The following is a 20208-nucleotide window of genomic DNA, read 5'->3' as shown; positions in this document are numbered from 1 at the left end:
GTTCGAGATGGCACACAAGAAAGCAGGCGGTTCGTCGCGTAACGGTCGTGATTCGGCCGGCCGTCGCCTTGGCGTGAAGAAGTTCGGTGGTCAGGAAGTGATCGGCGGCAACATCATCATCCGCCAGCGCGGTACCCGCGTGTACCCGGGCGCCAACGTGGGCATGGGCAAGGATCACACCCTGTTCGCGCTGACCGAAGGCCGCGTCCGATTCCACGATGGCAAGCTTGGTCGCAAGTACGTGTCGGTAGACATGGCGATTGCCGCCGAATAACCGGACAGTCGATCACGGGCTGTCCTGACGGGCAGCCCCGCCGAAGCAAGCTTCGGCCGAACGAGGGAGAGGGGCCCGCCCGTCTCCCTCTTTTTGCATCTCCCTCTGCCGCTTTCGGGAACATCCCGGAGCAGATGTAACTTGGCCGTCACGGGACCGCGCTAAAGCGGACTGGCGGGGCCGGACGAGTGGAGAGTTTGAATGTTTATGCGCAGCGAACGACTGTTCCTGCGGCCAGGCTGGCCGGAGGACTGGGAAGAACTGCACGCCCGTGTGGCCGACGAAGCGGTGGTGAAGAACCTCGCCAAGGCGCCCTGGCCCTATACCGCCGACGATGCCCGCTGGTTTGCCAGCCAGCCGCAGGATCAGCGGCTGCCGCACTTCTTCATCACCCTGCCGACCAGCGCCGAACCGGCGCGGCTGATCGGCTGCGTCGGCCTTGCCCAGGATGGCGACGCCGTTGAGCTGGGCTACTGGCTCGCGCGCGAGTACTGGGGCAGAGGCTATGCCAGCGAGGCTGCCAGCGCGGTGATCAGCGTGGCCCGCGTGCTCGGACACAAGCGGCTCGTCGCGGGCCATTTTGCCGATAACCCGGCTTCGGGCCGGGTGCTGCGAAAGGTTGGATTCCGCTCGACGGGTCGGGTTCGCCAGCGCTTCAGCCTGGCGCGCGGGACAGAAGTGACGTCGGTCGAGCACGAGCTTGATCTTGCTGAACCATGCCGCAGCGATGACGACGACCCGGCCATGAAGCGCGCCGCCTGAAAGCCAGACAAGAAAAACCTCCCCAGGCCAGGCTTGGGGAGGTTTTTCGCTTGAGCCAGTTTGATCAGGCCAGCACGGCGTCCTTGAACTCGCTGTCGTGCTTGCCGATCAGCGCGCGGTCGTCGTGGTTCCAGGGGTGGAAGCCCGGCAGGAAGTAGCTGAGCCAGGCCGGGAAGATCCGGCGCAGCACGCCCGGCGTGCCAACGAGGTACCAGGCCAGCTTGGCCTTGACCTTCCAGCCGCTCAGCCCGTCTTGCTTGAGCAGTTCCAGCGTATCCTGCCAGCGGTTGCGGATGAAGTTGGTGGTGACGATCAGCATCATCAGGCTCTTCACCTTCCAACGCTTGTAACGGGTCCAGTCCTTCGTGGCATGGAGCCAGGTGTCATAGGCGACGCCTTTGTGCTCGATCTCTTCGATTGCGTGCCAGCGCCACATCGCGGCGGTTTCGGGCTCGGCCCCGGCGAAGTGCTGCGGGTTGGCCAGGAACTCCTGCGCCATCATCGCGGTATAGTGTTCCAGCGCCATGGTGACGGCGAGGTTGAGGATCGCCGGACGGTCCTTGGTCAGTTCCAGGTTCGCAGCAACGCGCTGATCGATCGCATCAAGGTCATACCCGGCATCGACCGCCGCGCGGTTGAAGGCGATGTGTTCGCGGGTGTGATTGATTTCCTGCTTCACGAAAGCGCGGATCTCAGCCTCCAGCTTGGGGCCGGCGCCTTCGCGGTGGGCCTTCACGGCTTCGATGAAGAAGGCTTCACCGCGCGGGAAGGTGGCCGACAGGGCATTGTGCCAGCCCGTGGCGATCGGATCGTTGTTCAGCCACCAACGACCGGGCTTGTTCTGCCGGCCAAAACGCTGGTCGCGCACCGTGATGGTGAGGTCTGCGGGGGTAGGACCGGCCTTGCTCATCGTGGCGGCGGGTTCTACGTCGAGGGGGAACTTGGTGGGGGCGTTCATGGCGCCTTATTAGGATTAACTGACACTCATGTCAATAAGGAAACGCCTGAGCCAGGAAGAGAGCCGCACCGTGGCGCTGGAAGCCGCGCGCGCGCTGCTGATCGAACTGGGTCCGCAAGCAGTGACGCTTAAGGCTGTGGCGGCGCGAATCGGCCGCACCCATGCCAACCTGCTGCACCACTTCGGTTCGGCGGCGGGGCTGCAGAAGGCACTGGCCGAGCACTTGGCGATTACGATCTGCGCCACGATCGAGGAAGCGGTCCTCGCCAGCCGCAAGGGTGAAGGGAGCCCGCGCGACGTGGTCGATCTGACCTTCGATGCCTTCGACAAGGAAGGCGGCGGCGCGCTTGCCACCTGGATGTTGATGAACGGCAATGAAGATGCGCTTGATCCCTTGCTGGCAGTGATTCACGAGCTGGTCGATGATCTGGGCGAGCACGAGGGCGGCAAGATGCACGACGTCACGCATGCGCTGTGCCTGATGGCGCTGGGCGATGCCTTGATGGGCGGACCGCTGGCCGATTCGCTGGGCCTCAAGCGCACCGCCGCGCGCGACATTGCCGAGAAGATGCTGATTGACGGCGCCATCGCCGCCGGGATCGTGGTGCCGGATCAGCCTTCCAGCTGAAGCCAGTCGGGCAGGCGCTCGGCCGGAATATCCTCAACCCGGCGGTGATCGACCGCCAGGCCTAGCTCAGGATAGGCCGTGCGCTGCCGCGCCGGATCGCTTTCGGCCAGCGGCACCACCACCAGCCGGCGATTGACCTTCTGCCGCCAGTTCATCCGCGCGGTGTTTTCCTGCCCCACGTAGCAGCCCTTGGTGAACGACACGCCGTTGAGTTCGGCGGCGTTGCATTCTAGCCAGAGCAGATCGGCAAGTTCGGCTTGGCCCTCGGTCACGCCCAGTGACAAGCGATGCGCGCGCCATTGGGCCGAGACATCCTCACCATCGCGCGCGCCAAGCCAGCGCTGGCCCAGGTCCGGCAGGCGCGGGTCAGGCGATGTGCCACCTCCCGGCTGCCAGTGGACGCCCAATGCCGAATCGACGGCTATGCCGATCTTGCGGCGCAGACGGTAGATCGACAGCCGTTTGGCCAGCGCTTCGGCTTGATCAGCCTCGCAGTCGATCAGCAGATCATCGCCATTGGCCCAGACCACGAAATCGAACAGCACCTTGCCCTGCGGGCTCAGCAGCGCAGCCCAGGCTGGTAGGGCGTCCGAGACGTCATTGGTCACCAGGCCGTTGAGGAACCCGCGCAGGTCCTCGCCAGGTTCGGTGGCGCTGAGGCGGATCACGGCGCGGTCGGTGAGGAGTGTTGCAGTCATGCGTGACAGATAGGGCGGCGCTTGCCTAAGGGAAAGGGATGACCGACGCCCCGAATCGCCTGACCATCCGCCGCCCCGACGATTGGCACGTTCACCTGCGCGATGGCGCGGTGCTGGCAGGTGTGGCGAAGCACACAGCGCACCAGTTTGCCCGGGCGATCGTGATGCCCAACCTCTCGCCGCCAGTGACCACCGTGGAAGCAGCAGCGGCCTATCGCAATCGGATCGTTGCGGCAGCTGGCCCTGGCTTTACCCCGCTGATGACGGCCTATCTGACCGACACGATTGCCGCAGACGAAATTGCGCGTGGCTTTGCCGAGGGCGTATTCACCGCAGCCAAGCTCTATCCCGCGCACGCCACCACCGGATCGGCGCACGGGGTGACCGACGTCGCCAATATTCGCCCTGTGCTGGAGCGGATGGAGAAGATCGGCATGCCGCTGCTGATTCACGGCGAAGTGACCGATGCCCATGTCGACATCTTCGACCGCGAGGCCGTGTTCATCGAACGCACGCTTTCGGGTCTGGTCCGCGACCTGCCTGGGCTGAAGGTGGTGTTCGAACATATTACAACTGCAGATGCCGTGGCTTTCGTCGAAAGCGCAGGGCCGAACGTGGCGGCAACGATCACGCCGCAGCACCTGCACATCAACCGCAACGCGATGTTCACCGGCGGAATCCGCCCGCACATGTACTGCCTGCCGGTGGCCAAGCGCGAGGTCCATCGCCTCGCCCTGCGCAAGGCGGCGACTTCGGGCAGCGCCAAGTTCTTCCTGGGCACCGACAGCGCCCCGCATGCGGTTGGCGCCAAGGAAGCGGCCTGCGGCTGCGCCGGTATCTTCAACGCGCCCTATGCGCTGGAAAGCTATCTGGCGGTGTTCGAAGAGGAAGGCGCGATTGACAAGTTCGAAGGCTTTGCCAGCGAGCATGGACCGCGCTTCTATGGTCTGCCGCTTAACGAAGGCACAGTCACGCTGGAGCGGAGCGGGACACAGGTGCCCGACATGATCGATGCCAACGGCACCCCCATCGTACCGTTTCACGCGGGCGAGGAACTGGTCTGGCGCTACCTGGGCTAGGCGCGGCGGGTCCGCGCCAGCAGATCAATCACGAACAGTGCGATAGCTGCCCAGATCAGCGCGAAGCTGGCGAGCTGAGCTGTGCCCAGCGGCTTACCGAAGAACAGCAGGCCGACCAGAAAGACCATTGAAGGCGAGAGGAACTGGATCATCCCCATGGTCGAATAGGCCAGCCGCTGCGCCGCCATGGCAAACAGCACCAGCGGCGCGGCAGTGACCACGCCCGACAGCACGATCAACCCGGCATCCTTCCAACTCCACAGGATCGCGCTGCCCGCAGGCGACTGTGCGAACCAGCTGGCAATGGCGAGCGCCGGCAGCAGAAGGACAATCACTTCAACCGTCAGCCCGGTCAGCGCATTGACAGGTGCAAGCTTGCGAACGAAGCCATAGGCGGTCCACGAGAGGGCCAGTACGATGCTGATCCCCAGTGAGGCGAGTGCTTCCCAGGCCATCAGCAGGACGCCCAGGGTAGAGATGGCGACAGCCAACCATTGTCGCCGGGTCAGCTTCTCATTCAGAAACACGGTTCCGGCGAGCACACTGAACAGCGGCGTGACATAATAGCCAATACTGGCGGCATAGACCTCGCCCGCCTGGATCGCGGCGACATAGACCAGCCAGTTGATCCCGATTAGCACTGAAGAGGCCAGCAGCATCCAGCGGGTGCGCGGCTGAGCAAAGGCGGTCCGTACCTCGCCCAGTTGTCCGCGCCAGGCTAGGATTGCAAGGCACAGTGGCAGCGAGGAAATCACCCGCCATCCGACAAATTCCACCGCCGGAATATGCGCGACGAGCCACAGGTACAGCGGCAGCAGGCCCCAGATCAGGTGCGCGCCCAAGGCAAGCGGGAGCCCGCCGGAGCGTTGATGAGGGGCGGGCGTATGCATGGACGCCGGTTAGACCTGCAGCCGTACTCCGGCAAGCGCGCAGCGCGGCCTCAAAATAAATCTGTTCCTGACAGTCCGGTTGCGGCCCGTTCAGCTTTCTGGGCGTAAAGCTGAATGCAACGGATCAAGGAGACTGACCATGCCGAAGACCTTCAAGAGCGCTACCCTGGCCCTGCTGGCCCCGGTTATGGTGCTGACTGCCAGCCCGGCGCTGGCCGACCCGGACCACTATCGCGGCCATGACAATGGCTGGCACCATGGCGAACGCAAGCGTGATCGCTGGGAAGATCGCCGCGGTGACCGCTATCGCGATGGCTATCGCGGCGAATACCGGGGCGACTATCGCACCGAATACCGCAATGACTATCGCAATGGCGGCTACTATGGCGAACCGGTCTACCGCAACACCCGCACCTGGCGCGGTGACGACGGCCGCTACTACTGCCGCCGCAGCGACGGTACGACCGGCCTGATCGTTGGCGGTGTCGCCGGCGCGTTGATCGGCCGTGAAGTCGCCGGACGCCGCGGTGACCGCACGGTTGGCGCGATCCTGGGCGCTGCAGGCGGTGCCCTGCTGGGCCGGGCGATCGACAAGAACAGCAGCAACAACGGCTATCAGTGCCGCTAAAGTGACCTTAACCATCGCGCGGGTAACGCTACCCGCGCGATGGACCGTTTTCTGCCCCTGCTTGCGTTAAGCCTGCTCACCGCTTGCGGTGATGCGGCGGCGCCCGAGACGGCCCGCCTGCGCGATCCCGCCATTATGGGCGCTCTCTCCGAACCCTTGTTAAGCGATCCCGATCTGGTCGGCGCCAGCCGCAACGCCACTATGCTCTCGGGCGGCGGCCTGGCGGAAGGCGGGGTGCCGTTATTCGGCCCCGATGCCAATGAAGCGGCTCGGGCCCGCGATGAGGCTGCCGGTCTAATTGGCGGCAACATTCCCCCCGCGCCGAACGGTGCAAGTGGAGCAAAAGTCTCGTCCGTCGCCCGAGCGGTCACCGCTGGCGGCGTCGCGGCGGCGCTGCCCTTTGCGGCAAAATGCGCGGGTTCGCTTGACTATTCGTTTATCTGGGCAGCCCGGCTGCCCGCCACCTTGCCGGTTTACCCGCGAGCTCATGCGCAGGAAGCGGCCGGCAGCGACGCGGCCGGGTGCAGGCTGCGCGTGGTCAACTTTCGCACACCCGTGGCAGTCAGCGACGTCATCGATTTTTATCATGCCAGCGCCGCTCGGGCCGGGTTGTTGCCGCGGGTGGCGAGGATCGGCACGGACTTGGCGGTCAGCGGTGCGAACGGCAGCGTGTCTTTTGCGGTTCACGCCCGCAAGCTGGCCGACGGTGTCACCGAGGTGGACCTGGTCACCCAGGGTTGATCACGCCTCGCGCAGGCCTACCCCGATCATCGCGCGGGGCTGTTCCATCTCGTTGGAGGCGACCGGATAGGCGCAATAGTCTGCCGCATAGTAGGCGCTCGGACGGTGGTTGCCAGAAAGGCCAACCCCGCCAAACGGGGCGGCCGAACTGGCGCCGTTGGTGGGCCGGTTCCAGTTGATCACGCCAGCGCGGACATTGGCCCAGAAGCGGTTGTATTCCTGCGGGGTCCCGCCAATCAGCGAGGCCGAGAGGCCGAACCGCGTGTTGTTCGCCTCGGCAATTGCCTCATCAAGGTCGCTGGCCTGGCTGACTTGCAGCAGCGGTCCAAACAGTTCGAGATCGGGCTTGTCCTTGACCGCGCTGACATCGATGATCGCTGGGGACAGGAACGGCAGGTCATCGCGCAGGCGGATCAGGTGCTTGATCGCCTTGCCGCCGTTGCTCAGCAGATAGAGGAAGCTCTCGGTCAGACCATCGGCAGCCTGGTTGTCGATCACCGGTCCCATATAGGGCGCTGGTTCATCAAACGGCGCGCCAACGATGATCCGGTCGGCCAGCCGCTTCACTTCGGCCATCAGCGGCTCGTGCATAGAAGTCTTGACGATCAGCCGGCGTGCTGCGGTGCAACGCTGCCCGGCTGAGGTGAAGGCCGACTGCACTACCAGCGCAGCCGCATCGGAGATCTTCGGCGTGTCCCAGACCACCAGCGGGTTGTTGCCGCCCATCTCGAGCGCGACGATCTTGTCCGGACGGGTTGCCAGCTTGCGGTTGATCGCGATGCCGGTGTGGGCCGAGCCAGTGAACAGCACGCCATCGATCCCGTCGTGCGCGACCAGCGCCTGGCCCTCGGCCGGGCCGCCGATCAGCAGCTGGATCACCGCTGCCGAGATCCCGGCGCGGTGGAAGCACTGGACCAGCAGCTCGGCCGTTGCCGGGGTCTTCTCGCTGGGCTTGAAGACAACTGCGTTGCCGGCAATCAGTGCTGGGACAATGTGGCCATTGGGCAAGTGCGCGGGGAAGTTGTAGGGCCCCAAAACGGCCATCACCCCATGCGGCTTGTGACGCAGCGCGGCGGTGCCCTGCATGGCATTGTCGAGCTTGCGCTGTGCGGTCCGCTCAGCATAGGCGCGGATCGAAATCTCGACCTTGTTGACCACGCTTTCGACCTCGGTGCGCGCTTCCCACAGCGGCTTGCCGGTCTCGCGCGCGATCATCGTCGCCAGCTTTTCGGAATCCTTGCGAACCTCGTTGGCGAAGCGGCGGACCAGTTCCATCCGGGTCGAAAGCGGCTGCGCGGCCCAGGCTGGCCAGGCGCGGCGGGCGCGTCCGACGATCTCATCGACATCGCCATGCTTGCCTCGCCAGAGCTCGGCTCCCGTGGCTGGCTCGTAGGAAATCAGTTCTGCTGTGCTCACGCTTCCACCCCAATCGGCCCGCGACACGCCGATGCCGAGCGCCTTAGCCGAGCAGGCCCGCTCTGAAAAGCTTTGGCTTTCAGGTTAGCTATTTGAGCCTAAACGCGCGGTGGTGGACCCAGGGCCTCGCCCAGTCGGCGGATTGCAGCGATCGTCTCGCCCAGCGGAGCCCAGTCATCGCGCTGGTCGATCGCAGCCCAGATCGCCTCGACATTGTCGACCACCAGGCTCGGTGGCCGGTCTTCTTGCCACAGGTCGTGCTCGGTGCCGACCGGGTTGAAATCCCTGAGCAGCGTTGCAAATTCCCCCTCGGCTTGGCGGCCAAAGCGGTGGCGGTGGAAGAAGGCATCGGGCGAAAGCGCTTCTTCGCGCATGGTCTGCTCGGCCCGGGCGATCAGGGCATAGTCAGCATCGAACCCGCGCGACTGCACGCCCAGTCGCCATAGGAATTGGCGAGCAAGGGCAGTCTGGTAAAGCGGTCCAAACCGCTCCAGCGCAGCGATCAGCGGCGGTGCTTCGGCCACCAGCCGCAGCGCCACCGCCAGTTGTCCGCAGTTCCAGTGCAGCGCTTCGGGCTGGCGGCCGAAGGCGTAGAGCCCGGCATGGTCGAAATAGGCGGCAGTGAAGCTCGGGTCCCAGGCCGGCAGCCAGCGCCACGGACCATAGTCAAAACTTTCGCCTGAAATGTTCATGTTATCGGTGTTGAGCACGCCGTGGACGAAGCCCGCTGCCATCCATTCTGCCGCCAGCTGCGCCAGCCGTTCAACCACCTGGTGGAGCAGGATCACCGCCGGCTCGTGGCGTCCCGGGGCGTCCTCGGGCGGGGGTGGGCCGGGGAACTGCGCCAGGCAATAGTCGATCAGCGCGGCCATTTCGGCGCGGCTTTCGAGGTAGGCCAGTCGCTGGAACGTGCCGATGCGAATGTGTCCGTGACTAAGCCTGATCATCACCGCCGCGCGAGTGGGGGAGGGCTCGTCTGAACGGTAGAGATCTTCGCCGGTCTCGATCACCGAGAAGGTCTTGCTGGTGTTTACGCCCAACGCCTCGAGCATTTCGGTTGCCAGGATCTCGCGCACCGCGCCTTTCAGCGTAAGCCGTCCGTCGCCCTCGCGGCTCCACGGGGTTTGGCCCGAACCCTTGGTGCCAAGATCGAGCAGTCGGCCCGCGCCATCACGCATTTGCGCAAACAGGAAGCCGCGCCCGTCACCCAGGTCCGGGTTATACACGCGGAACTGGTGACCGTGATAACGCAGCGCGAGCGGCTGGGGCAGGTTGTCCGGCAGAGGGGCAAAGCGGGCGAAGTGCTCGACCCAGGCGTCGTCGGACAAGCCCGACAGACCAACCGCCCGATCCCAGCGGTGATTGCGAAAGCGTAAGACCGCCTTTGGAAAGTCGGCAGCCTTCACCGGATCGGCCAGCCATGGGGCGAGCTGGGCAATCGGCGTATCGGCACGATAGGGGGCGGCTTGCGGTTCGGCACGCATCCGGCAATAGTGGGACCAACCGCCGCGCGGCACAAGCGCTGCAAAGTGTACCGCTAAACATTACCCGAAGGTCCGGCCAGAAGATGACTGATTTTACTGACGGCTATTGGACCAGTCGCGATGGCCTGCAACTGCATTATCGCGACTATGCTGGCCGCGCCGACCGGCCCCCGGTGCTGTGTCTGCCCGGCCTCACCCGCAACGCCCGCGATTTCGAGGACCTGGCCCAGCGGCTGGCCGGCGAGTGGCGGGTGATCTGCGTCGAGCTGCGCGGCCGCGGTGACAGCGGTTATGCCAAGGATTCAGCCACCTACAATCCGCTGCAGTATCTTGAGGATCTGGGCGAGCTGTTCGCGCAGGCCAAGCTCAGCCAGGTGGTGGCGATCGGCACCTCGCTAGGCGGGCTGCTGACCATGCTGATCGCCGCGACCGGGCCAGAGCGCCTGGCCGGGGCGCTGCTGAACGATGTCGGGCCGGAAGTTGACCCCGCTGGGATCGAGCGGATCCGCGGTTATGTCGGCCAGGCGCGCAACTTCCCCACATGGATGCACGCCGCCCGGGCGCTGGCGGAATCGCAGGGGCCAACCTTCCCCGAGGCTTCGATCACCGACTGGCTGGCCATGGCCAAGCGCTGCATGGTGGTGGGCAGCAATGGGCGGATCCACTTCGACTATGACATGAAGATTGCAGAACCCTTCGCCACAGCGGATGGGGCCAGCAATGTCGACATGTGGCCGGCCTTCGAGGCACTGGCCGGCCGGCCGGTCACCCTGCTGCGCGGCGCGCTGTCTGATGTGCTGTCGGCCGCAACCTTCGAGCAGATGGCCAAGCGCTTGCCAGAGGCCGTAACAGTTACCGTACCCAAGGTCGGCCATGCGCCGACGTTGAGTGAGCCGGTGGCCGTGACAGCGATCGACCAGCTGCTGGCCCGGATCAAATGAAGAAGCGCACCCCGGTCCCGCGGCTGCGGGTGTTGCATCTCCATTCCAGTTTCGATCCCGGCGGCAAGGAAATGCGTGCCGTACAGCTGATAAACGCCTTCGGGCCGCAAGTGGCGCACAGCATCGTCTCGGCCGTGCCCGGGGCGTTGGGCGCAGCGCGGGCGATCGATCCAGCGATCCCGGTCGACTACCCCGAGTTCCCCGAGCTGACCGGCAAGCCATTCCCCCGCCGCCTGCAGGAGCTCGCCCGTGCGATGATCGGCTTTGACCTCGTGCTGACCTATAACTGGGGCGCGATGGACGCGGTGCTTGCCCACACTGCCTTTGCCGAGGTGCTGAAGCTGCCGCCGCTGATCCATCACGAAGACGGCTTCAACCAGGACGAGGCGGTGCGGCTGAAGTGGCACCGCAATCTCTTCCGCCGGATCGCGCTGTTCCGCGCCCAGAGGCTGGTCGTTCCGTCGCAGCGGCTGGAACACATCGCCCGTACCGCCTGGAAGCAGCCGGCGGCGATGGTGAAACGCATTCCCAACGGCATCGCGGTCTTCGCTTATGGCCGCAAGCCCAAGCCCGATGTCCTGCCGCGCGTGATCAAGCATCCGGGCGAACTGTGGCTGGGGACGTTGGCGGGCCTGCGCGCGGTCAAGAACCTGCCGCGGCTGGTCCGCGCCTTCGCGCCGTTGCCCGAAGCATGGCAGCTGGTGATCCTGGGCGAAGGGCCGGAGCGCGAGGCGATCCGCGCAGAGGCCGTTAGACTGGGGGTCGGGCACCGCGTGCACCTGCCCGGCCATGTCGCTCACCCGGCCCAGGCAATGGGGCTATTCGATCTGTTCGCGCTGTCTTCCGACAGTGAGCAGTTCCCGATCTCGGTGGTCGAGGCAATGGCCAGCGGCCTGGCCATTGCCGCACCGCGGGTGGGCGATATCGAGGCGATGGTAGCAGGCGAAAACTGCCGCTTCCTCTCCCCTCCAGGGGACGAAGCCGCCCTGTCTCAGGCACTTTTGGCCCTGGCCGAAGATGCCGATTTGCGTGCGTCCATCGGCAAGGCCAACCGCACCCGGGCCGAGGCCGAGTATGACGAAGCCAAGATGATCACCGCCTATCGCAACCTCTACGCCGGGGCCCTGGGCCGCACCGCCTTCCCCTGAATCGTCGTTCACCCGTGCTTCACGGGGGACAGCGCAGAGATCGGGCGTTGAAAAGGCCCGCCCATCAGCTAAACAGCGCGCACGTTTGACCCAGTTTCCGAGTGAAAGTCACCGCCTTGGCCTTGCCTCCGTCCGATCGTTCCGCACCGTCCAAGTCCGAAGAGCAGGCCGCCGCCCAGCAGGACGTGTTCCTGCGCGAAGTCGATGACGCGCTGCGTGAGGATGAGCTCAAGTCGATCCTGACCCGCTATGGCAAGCCGATCGGCGGGGCTATTGCCGTGGGGCTGCTGGCGCTGGCGGGCTATCTCTATTGGGATAACTCGACCAAGCAGGCCGCCGGCGAACGTAGTGAGCAGGCGATCATCGCGCTCGACAAGTTGGATGCCGGCAATACCGGTGCCGCGCTGGCCGATCTCGACCAGCTGACCAAAGATGGCAGCGATGGCAGCAAGGCGGCCGCAGCGATGACCCGCGCTGCGATCCTGGTCCAGCAGGGCAAGCCCGAGGATGCCGCCAAAGCCTTTGCCGCGATTTCCGCCGATACCGGCGTGCCGCAGGCCTATCGCGACCTGGCGACGATCCGAGAGGTTTCGCTGCGGTTCGATGCGATGCAGCCGCAGCAGGTGGTGGATAAGTTGAAGCCATTGGCCGTGCCGGGCAATCCCTGGTTCGGCAGCGCAGGCGAGCTGGTCGGCATGGCCTATCTCAAGATGGGTAAACCCGATCAGGCCGGCCCGCTATTTGCCGCGATCGGCAAGAATACCGAAGTGCCGGGTACACTCCGTACGCGGATGCGCCAGGTGGCCGGCCAGCTCGGCTATGATGCGGGCAGCGATGATGCCGTCAACCTCGTCACCGCGCAGCAGTAAGTTTAGTCAAGGATAGTCCATGCAAGCCAAACCGATTTCCCGCCGCCTGACTGCCTCGCTGGCGCTGGTCCTCGCCGTTTCGCTGGCCGGTTGCGGTGCATTCGGCGGCAAGGACAAGCCGAAGACCCCGACCTTGGGCAACCGCATTCCGATCCTTTCGCGCGTCGATACCGGGGCCAAGATCGATCCGCTGCTGGCGAGCATCTCGGTGATCGTTCCGCCCGCTGCCGCCAATCCGGACTGGCCGCAAGCCGGCGGGACGGCCAGCAAGTCTTACGGGAACCTCGAACTCGCCGCCAATCCGGGACGCTCGTGGACCGCGCAGGTCGCCGGGTCGGACAAGAAGCAGCGTCTGGCCGCTTCGCCGGTGGTCGGTGGCGGCCAGCTGTTCGTGATGGATACGGCCGGCACGGTCAGCGCCTTTGATGCCCAAACCGGTGCCAAGCGCTGGAGCACCAGCTTTTCGCTGAAGGGCGATGGTCAGACCTCGATCTATGGCGGCGGCGCCAGCTTTGCCGATGGGCGGGTCTATATCACCACCGGCCTGGGCGAAGTGGCCGCGCTTGATGCCAGCAACGGCTCGATCGTCTGGAAGGTCAAGCCCGCCGGCCCGCTGCGCGGATCGCCGACCATTGCCTTCAACTCCGTCTTCGTCATGACCATGGACAACCAGGTCTATTCGCTCAACGCAGCTGACGGCGCTGCGCTTTGGAACGAGGCAGCCTCAAGCGGCCAGACCGGCGTGTTTGGCGTGGCCGCTCCGGCCGCAGGACAGGGCACGATTGTCGCGGGCTTCAGCACCGGCGAACTAGTGGCCTTCCGCTATGAGAACGGCCGTCAGCTATGGTCCGATGCGCTGGCGCGTACTTCGCTTTCGACCACCGTGGGTGTGCTGACCGACATTGACGCTGATCCGATCATTGATCGCGGCCGGGTCTTCGCCCTGGGTCAGGGCGGGCGCATGGCGGCTTATGAACTGGTCACCGGCCAGCGCATCTGGGAACTCAACCTGGCGGGCATTTCCACCCCGGCAATTGCGGGCGACTGGATTTTCACCCTGACCGACGATGGCAAGCTGTTGTGCATCCAGCGCGCGACCGGCAAGGTCCGCTGGCTCACCCAGCTCGCCCGGTTCGAGAACGAGGAAAAGAAGAAGAACCCGATCTTCTGGACCGGCCCGGTGCTGGCCGGCGGCCGGCTGTGGTTCGCCAATTCGAACGGGCAGGTCTATTCGGCCGGGGTTGAGGACGGGGCGCCGGTGGCCTTCACCGATCTCAAGAATCCGGTGACCCTGGCCCCGATCGTGGCCGGCGGCTCGCTCTACATCCTCGATGACAGCGGCCGGATTTCTGCCTTCCGTTGATGTTACCGCGCCATTAACCCTTCGCTGCTAAGGCGAAGGCAATGAGCACGTCCCAGCCTCCGGTGCCGCAGCGGCCGGCCAGCGACGTCTCCGCTGCCGTGGGGCTGTGGGGTGTGGCCGGGCTGGCGGTGTGGATCTGCTTCTGCCATTTCTGGCCTGAAATCAGCGCAGCGCTAGGTTTGGCTGCGCCGCAAGAGCGCCTGTCTGGCCCCTATGCCGGGCTCGCCGGCTTGGTTGCCGCGGCCCTGCCGATGGTCGTGGTCTCGCTGGTCAAGGACAAGGTCCACCGTCGTCCTTCGACCGGGATCGACTGGAGCAAGCCGAGGCCGGTTGCCGCCATCGTCGATATCTCGATCACCAAGCTGGCTGGCCTCTGGGCCACCTGGGCGGCGATCGGCGCATTATACTGCGTCGCCCGGTGGTATTGGGACGAGCCATACCTGCTGTCCATGCAAGTGCTGGGGACCCTCGCCGGACCACTGTTTGTCGCTTCCATTCCCTATGTCATCTGGCTTGATCGCGTGCTGGTAGAGCCACGCGATGGAGCCTGGCATTTCGGGGCCCTGCTGATCGGGCGCGAGCCGTTCGATCCGGCACAGGTCTGGCATCACGCGCGCGCCTGGGCGGTGAAGGGCTTCTTCACCGCCTTCATGATCTCGATCGTGCCAGGCGGCTTCGGTATCCTGGTGCAGAATGACTGGGCGCCGCTGCTCCGCGATCCGGTCCAGCTGGCGGGTCTGCTGATAACGGCGATGTTCGTGCTCGACGCGCAGATTGGCACAGTGGGCTATATCATGACGATGAAGCCGCTGGACGCGCAGATCCGCAGCGCCAATCCGTTCCTCGCGGGCTGGCTGGCGGCGCTGATCTGCTATCCGCCGTTTCAACTGATGCAGGGCAACGGTCCGCTTTACTACCAGACCAATACCCAGAACTGGGCCTACTGGTTTGCCGGGCATGAGCTGGTGCTGTGGGCCTGGGCGGGCGTTCTCGTCATGCTCGCAGCGATCTATGCTTGGGCGACTGTTGCCTTTGGCCTGCGCTTCTCCAACCTGACTTATCGCGGCGTGCTGACGGGCGGCCCCTACCGCTTCACCAAGCATCCAGCCTATCTGGCCAAGAACACCTTCTGGTGGCTGGAGACTCTGCCGTTTCTGGTGGTCAGCCATTCGTTCACCGACATGGTGCGCAACACCTTTTTCCTGGCCTGTGTCAGCGCGATCTATTTCTGGCGCGCCAAGACTGAAGAAGCACACCTGCTGGCCGAGGATCCCAAGTACCGTGCCTATGCGGATTGGATGGCGCAGCACGGGCTGATTACGCGGCAGTTCCGCCGCCTTGGTCAGGCACTGCGCGGGCGGCGCCAGGTGCTGCACCCGGCGGAATGATCAGAGCGGTTCGCCGCGCTCCGCTGCGAACCCGGTGACCTGCCGGCTCGACAAGCCAAGGTCCGCTCGCTCCGCAATCCAGCGTTGCATGTGCGCCGATTTGAAGTGCGCGGCCAGGTGCTCACGGCTTTCCCAGATCTCGCTGACGCGAATCAGGCCGGGGTCGAGCAGGTCCTCGGCATAGTTGTATTCGATACAGCCAGCTTCCGCTCGGCTCGCCTGGATAACCGCGATCATCAGCGGGCGCGCCGCCGCCAGGTTCTCAACCGGTATGCGGAACTGGCCGACGATCGCGATCGGCATCAGAAGCTCAGCTCGTAAACGCGGCTGATATCGCCGCCCCATTCGCCGTGGAACTTGTCGAGCAGGCGCTGGGCCGGAACCTTGCCGCTCGAAACGATCTCGTCGAGCGGGTTGAGGAAGCCGGCTTCGGTATCGCCCATCGAATTGAGCCGGTTGCGGGCATTAAGGCCCGCGCGGCTGATCACCAGCACTTCGGCGGCAATGTCCTTCAGCTTGCCCCCGCCCGGCAGCGGGGCGTCCAGACCCAGCTTGGGCACTTCGGCGCGCAGCCGTTCGCGGCCTTCCATGTCCCAGTCCTTGACCAGGTCCCAGGCTGCGTCGAGCGCGGTCTGATCATAGAGCAAGCCGACCCAGAAAGCGGGCAGAGCGCAGATCTTGTTCCACGGCCCGCCATCGGCCCCGCGCATCTCGAGGAACGACTTCAGCCGCACTTCGGGGAAGGCGGTGGAGAGGTGATCGACCCAGTCGCTGGCCAGCGGACGCTCGCCGGGCAGGATCGACAGCTTGCCGTCCAGGAAATCGCGGAACGAGAGGCCGGCGGCATCGATGTACTTCCCGTCGCGGAACACGAAGTACATCGGCACGTCGAGCATGTATTCGACGTAGCGGTCATAGCCGAACCCATCCTCGAACACGAAGCTGGCCATGCCGGTGCGGGCCGGATCGGTATCGGTCCAGATGTGGCTGCGGTAAGAGAGGAAGCCGTTGGGCTTGCCTTCGGTAAAGGGCGAATTGGCGAACAGCGCCGTGGCCAGCGGTTGCAGCGCCAGACTGGTGCGGAACTTCTGTACCATGTCGGCCTCGCTCGAATAGTCGAGGTTGACCTGGATCGTGCAGGTCCGCAGCATCATGTCGAGGCCAAGGTTGCCGACGCGCGGCATGTGCCGCAGCATGATCGCATAGCGCCCCTTGGGCATGATCGGCAGTTCGGCGCGAGTCTTGTCGGGCCACATGCCCAGGCCCAGGAAGCCCTTGCCGGTCTTGCTACCGATCGCCTTGACCTGATCGAGATGGCGCCCGGTTTCGGCGCAGGTCTGGTGCAAGGTTTCCAGCGGCGCGCCCGACAGCTCAAGTTGCCCAGCCGGCTCCAGGCTGACCGCGCCGTCGCTGCCGGACAGGGCGATGATATTGCTCGCCCCAGAATCATCAGACTCTGTCACCGGCTCCCAGCCATAGTCCTGCATCGCGACCAGCAGATCGCGGATTCCGCCGGGCTCGTCATAGGACGGAGCGTGATGATCCTTGGTGCAATAGACCAGCTTCTCGTGCTCGGTCCCGATGCGCCAGCGCTCGCGCGGCTTCTCGCCCTTGATCATTGGGGCGAGCAATTGCTCGCGGCTTTCGATCACAGGATCGTTGCGATCTGAAACCTGTCTGGTGCTCATGGCGCGGAGTTAGTGCGAAGAATCGCGTCGCGCCAGCAAATTTATGCGGGGGCTGTCCAGTCGCCCCTTGTCCCCATCCATAGCGCGGTAGCGGCAATGACGGCGGTTTCGCCGCGCAAGATACGGGGGCCAAGGGTGATCGGGCGGGCCTGCGGCAGGGCGCGGATAGCGGTCCGCTCAGCCTCGTCAAAGCCGCCTTCGGGACCGGTCAGGAGTGCAGCGGGGCCGTTGTTCGCGGCAAAAGCGGAGGCAGCCGGGCCGCCGCCATTCTCGTCGGCGAAGAACAGGGTTCGATTGGCTTCCCAGTCCCTCAGCAGGGCATCGAGCTTCACCGGGGCGAGCAGCTCTGGCAAGGCAGTCCGCGCGCATTGCTCGGCCGCCTCGGTCAGGATGGCGCGCGCCCGCTCAAGGTTGAGCTTGTCGGCCACGCAGCGCCGGGTCAGCACCGGCTGGATCCGCGCGACGCCCAGTTCGCAGGCCTTCTCCAGCACCAGATCGAACCGGTCCTTCTTGAGCAGCGCGGCGCAGAGCGTGAAATCGGGCACCGCCTCGCGGGGGCGGAGCAAGGTTTCGGCGGTAAGCAGCACGTCGCGTTTGCCCGCATCCGCAACGCGTGCGGCCCATTCGCCGGTCGTATTGTCGCACAGGATCACCGCGTCGCCCGGCCCGACCCGCATCACCCGCGCCAGGTAATGCGCCTGCGGACCCTCGATGCTGATTTGCAGGCCTTCGCCCAGCATCTGCTCAACGAACAGGCGCGGCGCGGATTTGGGTGGCCAGGCGGGGGTGGCGGGCATGGCGCATGCTCTAGCGGATTTCGGCTGATTGGCTACAGGGTAAGCATGACCGCCGAAATCGTCCCCGATACCCAGCACCGCGGGCTGGTGGCCGCGCTGCCGCAGCCGCTGCGAGACCTGGCGCAGCTCGCCCGGTTTGATCGGCCGATCGGCTGGTGGCTCCTGTTCTGGCCCTGCGCCTGGGGGCTGCTGCTGGCGGGCGGGGAGAGCCGATGGGACCTGCTGCTGTGGTTCCTGCTCGGCTCGATCGCGATGCGCGGCGCGGGCTGCGTTTATAACGATATCGTCGATGCCGATCTGGACCGGCAGGTGGCGCGCACTGCGGCGCGGCCGGTGGCGAGTGGGCGGGTTAGCCAGGGAATGGCCTGGGCCTGGCTGCTGGCGCTGTGCGGGGTCGGGCTAATCGTGCTGCTGCAACTTCGCTGGCAAGCGCAGCTGGTCGCGCTGGGCAGCTTGGCGCTGGTCGCTGCCTATCCCTTCATGAAGCGGATCACCGGCTTTCCGCAGGCCTGGCTGGGGCTCGTCTTCACATGGGGCGCCCCGGTCGGCTGGATCGCTGTGAACGATGGGAACCTTGCGGCCATGACGGCGCTCTATGCCGGGGCGGTGCTGTGGTGCGTCGGATACGACACGATCTACGCCTGTCAGGATCGCGAGGACGATGCCATGGTCGGGATCGGTTCGAGCGCCTTGACGCTGGGTACGCATGTGAAGGCAGGCGTGGCTGTATTTTATGCCGGGGCAGTCTTGCTCTGGGCGCTGGCCTTCTGGCTGCTTCGGCCAGACTGGCTGGCGTTGCTGGCCCTAGCCCCGGCGGTGCTGCACCTTGCCTGGCAAGTGCTCACCCTGGATGACCGTGATGCCGACAATGCACTCGCCCGCTTCCGCGCCAACCGCACTGCCGGCTTGCTGGTCGCGCTGGCCTGCTGGGTGGTCGGTAACGCCTGATGTGCAATCTCTACCGGATGACCAAGGGCACGGCCGAAGTCGCCGCGCTGTTCGCGGTGGAGGACGCGGCGGCAGGCACCAATTTCGCGGCCGAGCTTTATCCCGGCTATCCGGGTCTGGTGGTCGAGGGTGGACGGCTGCGGGCAATGAACTGGGGCCTGCCGGTTGTGCTGACCGGCAAGCAGGGCCAGAAGCTCAAGCCCAAGCCGGTCACTAACGCCCGCGACGACAAGCTGCTGACCCCGTTCTGGCGCGACAGCTTCGCCCGCCGCCGCTGTCTGATCCCTGTAACCCAGTGGGCCGAGCCGCAGGGCCCGGCCGGGCGCATGACCCGCTCGTGGTACTCGCTGCCTGGCGTCGAGGTCATGGTGGTTGCCGGACTGTGGCGCCCGACGGCAGAGTGGGGCGATTGCTATGCCATGGTCATGGTCGACAGCTCGCCCGCCATGGCCGAGGTGCATGACCGGATGCCGGTAATCCTGGCCCCGGATAGCTGGGAGCAATGGACCAGTGGCTCGATCGATCATGCACTCGACCTCTGCCAGACCTGGCGAGGACCGCTGCTGGCCGACCACACCGGCGACCGCTGGGTGGACGGAAAACCCATCGGCACCCAGCCGCCGCTGCTTTAGCGGGTCAAAGCGGCCACTCCTGCTGCTGGATCACTACGCGGTAACCTTCCGGATCCTGATAGGTCTTGCCGAGCAGGTCCCAATAAGGGTTGAAGGAGGCTACCGGCGCATGGCCCGCCGCTTCCATCCGCGCGCAGGCGGCTTGCCATTCGGCGACGTCAGGCATGTAGAGCACCAGCAGGTGATCCTCGCTTGGTGCAGTCGGTGCAATGTGGCCTGGGGCGCGGGTGAACTCCAAGTGCCAGGGCGCGCCAGGTAGGCCTAACATGAGCCCGTCGAATCCGCCATGATCCGCGAAACTGGTCAGCACGGTCAGGCCCAGTCCGTCGCGATAGAACGATAAGAGGGCATCGATGTCGTTGGTCGGTCGTGCGACCCGCAACTTGAGAGCCGCCTCACGCATAGCTGACCACCTCGAACTCGATTCCGTCCCAGTCGAAGAAGTAGAAGCGGCGGCCGGGTTCGTAATCGGCATGGTTGAAGGGGACGAGGCCGGCCTCCTTGACCACCACTTCTGCGGCATCAAGATCGTCCACCACCAACCCGACATGGTTCAGCGGGGTGCCCTTGGCGAAGGGGCCGCCGCGGCCCTCGTTGGTGTAGATCGCCAGGTAATCGCGCTCGCTGCCGACATGGATTGTCCACCCGCCCAGCTGCGAAGGACCACGCCAGCGCTCGTGCCAGCCGCACAGGCGCTGGAGCAGGGCTGACGAGCGCTCGGGATCGCTGACCGTGATGTTGACATGCTCTAGAAATCCGTTGGCCATGATTCTTTATCCTTTTCAGCATCTTGATCCGCAAAGTGCGAATAAGGCTTTACCTAGATGCAACCTCAAGCTAACTTGAGGTCAAGCGAATTCGCTTGGAAAAGGCATT

The 20208-nt window shown here is 65.0% G+C and carries 23 protein-coding genes; 13 read left to right on the top strand and 10 right to left on the bottom strand.

Translation table 11 applies throughout. The features are described from left to right. The first annotated feature begins 7 nt into the window (after positions 1–7). A complete protein-coding gene (gene rpmA / locus FRF71_RS02380; RefSeq protein WP_147089055.1) occupies positions 8–274 on the top strand; it encodes a 50S ribosomal protein L27 in 267 nt (88 codons plus the stop codon). Between the two features lie 207 nt (positions 275–481). Continuing rightward, positions 482–1036, top strand: coding sequence for a GNAT family N-acetyltransferase (locus tag FRF71_RS02375; RefSeq protein WP_337678495.1), 555 nt, complete (start codon positions 482–484; stop codon positions 1034–1036). Positions 1037–1100: 64 nt separating this feature from the next. Here the strand turns inward: FRF71_RS02375 and FRF71_RS02370 are convergent, their stop codons facing one another. After that, positions 1101–1994, bottom strand: a complete 894-nt coding sequence (locus FRF71_RS02370) for a metal-dependent hydrolase (RefSeq protein ID WP_147089053.1) — start codon at positions 1992–1994, stop codon at positions 1101–1103. A gap of 28 nt (positions 1995–2022) precedes the next feature. On the opposite strand from FRF71_RS02370, the gene FRF71_RS02365 reads away from it, so the two are divergent. Then, positions 2023–2622, top strand: coding sequence for a TetR/AcrR family transcriptional regulator (locus FRF71_RS02365; protein ID WP_147089052.1), 600 nt, complete (start codon positions 2023–2025; stop codon positions 2620–2622). Here the strand turns inward: FRF71_RS02365 and ygfZ are convergent. Beyond that, the gene (gene ygfZ, locus FRF71_RS02360) at positions 2607–3320 is read right to left on the bottom strand and encodes a CAF17-like 4Fe-4S cluster assembly/insertion protein YgfZ (RefSeq protein ID WP_147089051.1); all 714 of its coding nucleotides are present in this window, start codon (positions 3318–3320) and stop codon (positions 2607–2609) included. The two genes, FRF71_RS02365 and ygfZ, sit on opposite strands and share 16 nt — an antisense overlap. 38 nt (positions 3321–3358) lie before the next feature. Here ygfZ and pyrC point away from each other — a divergent pair, with 38 nt between their 5' ends. After that, entirely contained in the window at positions 3359–4399 is a 1041-nt protein-coding gene (gene pyrC / locus FRF71_RS02355) for a dihydroorotase (RefSeq protein WP_147089050.1), read from the top strand. Here pyrC and rarD read toward each other — a convergent pair. After that, the gene (gene rarD, locus FRF71_RS02350) at positions 4396–5289 is read right to left on the bottom strand and encodes an EamA family transporter RarD (RefSeq protein ID WP_147089049.1); all 894 of its coding nucleotides are present in this window, start codon (positions 5287–5289) and stop codon (positions 4396–4398) included. The two genes, pyrC and rarD, sit on opposite strands and share 4 nt — an antisense overlap. 139 nt (positions 5290–5428) lie before the next feature. On the opposite strand from rarD, the gene FRF71_RS02345 reads away from it, so the two are divergent. Next, a complete protein-coding gene (locus FRF71_RS02345; RefSeq protein WP_147089048.1) occupies positions 5429–5917 on the top strand; it encodes a glycine zipper 2TM domain-containing protein in 489 nt (162 codons plus the stop codon). A gap of 39 nt (positions 5918–5956) precedes the next feature. After that, complete coding sequence (locus tag FRF71_RS02340; RefSeq protein ID WP_147089047.1) at positions 5957–6658, top strand: hypothetical protein; 702 nt, start codon at positions 5957–5959, stop codon at positions 6656–6658. Here the strand turns inward: FRF71_RS02340 and astD are convergent, their stop codons facing one another. After that, the gene (gene astD, locus FRF71_RS02335; RefSeq protein ID WP_147089046.1) at positions 6659–8074 is read right to left on the bottom strand and encodes a succinylglutamate-semialdehyde dehydrogenase; all 1416 of its coding nucleotides are present in this window, start codon (positions 8072–8074) and stop codon (positions 6659–6661) included. Between the two features lie 98 nt (positions 8075–8172). Beyond that, positions 8173–9558, bottom strand: a complete 1386-nt coding sequence (locus tag FRF71_RS02330; protein ID WP_147089045.1) for a protein adenylyltransferase SelO family protein — start codon at positions 9556–9558, stop codon at positions 8173–8175. 83 nt (positions 9559–9641) lie between these two features. On the opposite strand from FRF71_RS02330, the gene FRF71_RS02325 reads away from it, so the two are divergent. From FRF71_RS02325 to FRF71_RS02305, 5 genes are all read left to right on the top strand, one after another. Beyond that, positions 9642–10499, top strand: coding sequence for an alpha/beta fold hydrolase (locus tag FRF71_RS02325; RefSeq protein WP_147089044.1), 858 nt, complete (start codon positions 9642–9644; stop codon positions 10497–10499). Next, positions 10496–11647, top strand: coding sequence for a glycosyltransferase family 4 protein (locus tag FRF71_RS02320; protein WP_147089043.1), 1152 nt, complete (start codon positions 10496–10498; stop codon positions 11645–11647). Before FRF71_RS02325 ends, FRF71_RS02320 begins: the two co-directional genes overlap by 4 nt. Positions 11648–11769: 122 nt before the next feature. After that, the gene (locus FRF71_RS02315; protein ID WP_238339373.1) at positions 11770–12516 is read left to right on the top strand and encodes a tetratricopeptide repeat protein; all 747 of its coding nucleotides are present in this window, start codon (positions 11770–11772) and stop codon (positions 12514–12516) included. A gap of 19 nt (positions 12517–12535) precedes the next feature. Continuing rightward, the gene (locus tag FRF71_RS02310; RefSeq protein ID WP_147089042.1) at positions 12536–13879 is read left to right on the top strand and encodes an outer membrane protein assembly factor BamB family protein; all 1344 of its coding nucleotides are present in this window, start codon (positions 12536–12538) and stop codon (positions 13877–13879) included. Between the two features lie 41 nt (positions 13880–13920). Further along, a complete protein-coding gene (locus FRF71_RS02305; RefSeq protein ID WP_147089041.1) occupies positions 13921–15267 on the top strand; it encodes a methyltransferase family protein in 1347 nt (448 codons plus the stop codon). Here the strand turns inward: FRF71_RS02305 and FRF71_RS02300 are convergent, their stop codons facing one another. The 3 genes from FRF71_RS02300 to FRF71_RS02290 are packed head-to-tail and all read right to left on the bottom strand — an operon-like array spanning position 15268 to position 17752. Beyond that, entirely contained in the window at positions 15268–15570 is a 303-nt protein-coding gene (locus FRF71_RS02300) for a putative quinol monooxygenase (protein ID WP_147089040.1), read from the bottom strand. It lies immediately after the preceding gene. Beyond that, complete coding sequence (locus FRF71_RS02295) at positions 15570–16955, bottom strand: glutamate--cysteine ligase (protein ID WP_147089039.1); 1386 nt, start codon at positions 16953–16955, stop codon at positions 15570–15572. The genes FRF71_RS02300 and FRF71_RS02295 overlap by 1 nt, the downstream gene beginning before the upstream one ends. A gap of 41 nt (positions 16956–16996) precedes the next feature. Further along, entirely contained in the window at positions 16997–17752 is a 756-nt protein-coding gene (locus FRF71_RS02290; protein ID WP_147089038.1) for a 16S rRNA (uracil(1498)-N(3))-methyltransferase, read from the bottom strand. A 45-nt stretch (positions 17753–17797) separates the two neighbouring features. Here FRF71_RS02290 and ubiA point away from each other — a divergent pair, with 45 nt between their 5' ends. Together ubiA and FRF71_RS02280 are read left to right on the top strand one after the other, a co-directional pair. Beyond that, positions 17798–18700 (top strand): 4-hydroxybenzoate octaprenyltransferase, encoded by a 903-nt coding sequence (ubiA, locus tag FRF71_RS02285; RefSeq protein ID WP_147089037.1) that lies wholly within the window; start codon positions 17798–17800, stop codon positions 18698–18700. Continuing rightward, positions 18700–19332, top strand: coding sequence for an SOS response-associated peptidase (locus FRF71_RS02280; protein ID WP_147089036.1), 633 nt, complete (start codon positions 18700–18702; stop codon positions 19330–19332). The genes ubiA and FRF71_RS02280 overlap by 1 nt, the downstream gene beginning before the upstream one ends. A 4-nt stretch (positions 19333–19336) precedes the next feature. Here the strand turns inward: FRF71_RS02280 and FRF71_RS02275 are convergent, their stop codons facing one another. Together FRF71_RS02275 and FRF71_RS02270 are read right to left on the bottom strand one after the other, a co-directional pair. Beyond that, positions 19337–19735 carry a VOC family protein gene (locus FRF71_RS02275; RefSeq protein ID WP_147089035.1) on the bottom strand — a complete coding sequence of 133 codons (399 nt, stop codon included), beginning with the start codon at positions 19733–19735 and terminating at the stop codon, positions 19337–19339. Further along, complete coding sequence (locus tag FRF71_RS02270) at positions 19728–20099, bottom strand: VOC family protein (RefSeq protein ID WP_147089034.1); 372 nt, start codon at positions 20097–20099, stop codon at positions 19728–19730. The genes FRF71_RS02275 and FRF71_RS02270 overlap by 8 nt, the downstream gene beginning before the upstream one ends. Positions 20100–20208: the final 109 nt, after the last annotated feature.

Origin of the sequence: Novosphingobium ginsenosidimutans, from assembly GCF_007954425.1 — a bacterium.
GTDB lineage: Bacteria > Pseudomonadota > Alphaproteobacteria > Sphingomonadales > Sphingomonadaceae > Novosphingobium > Novosphingobium ginsenosidimutans.
This window is presented reverse-complemented; position numbering and strand designations above follow the sequence as displayed.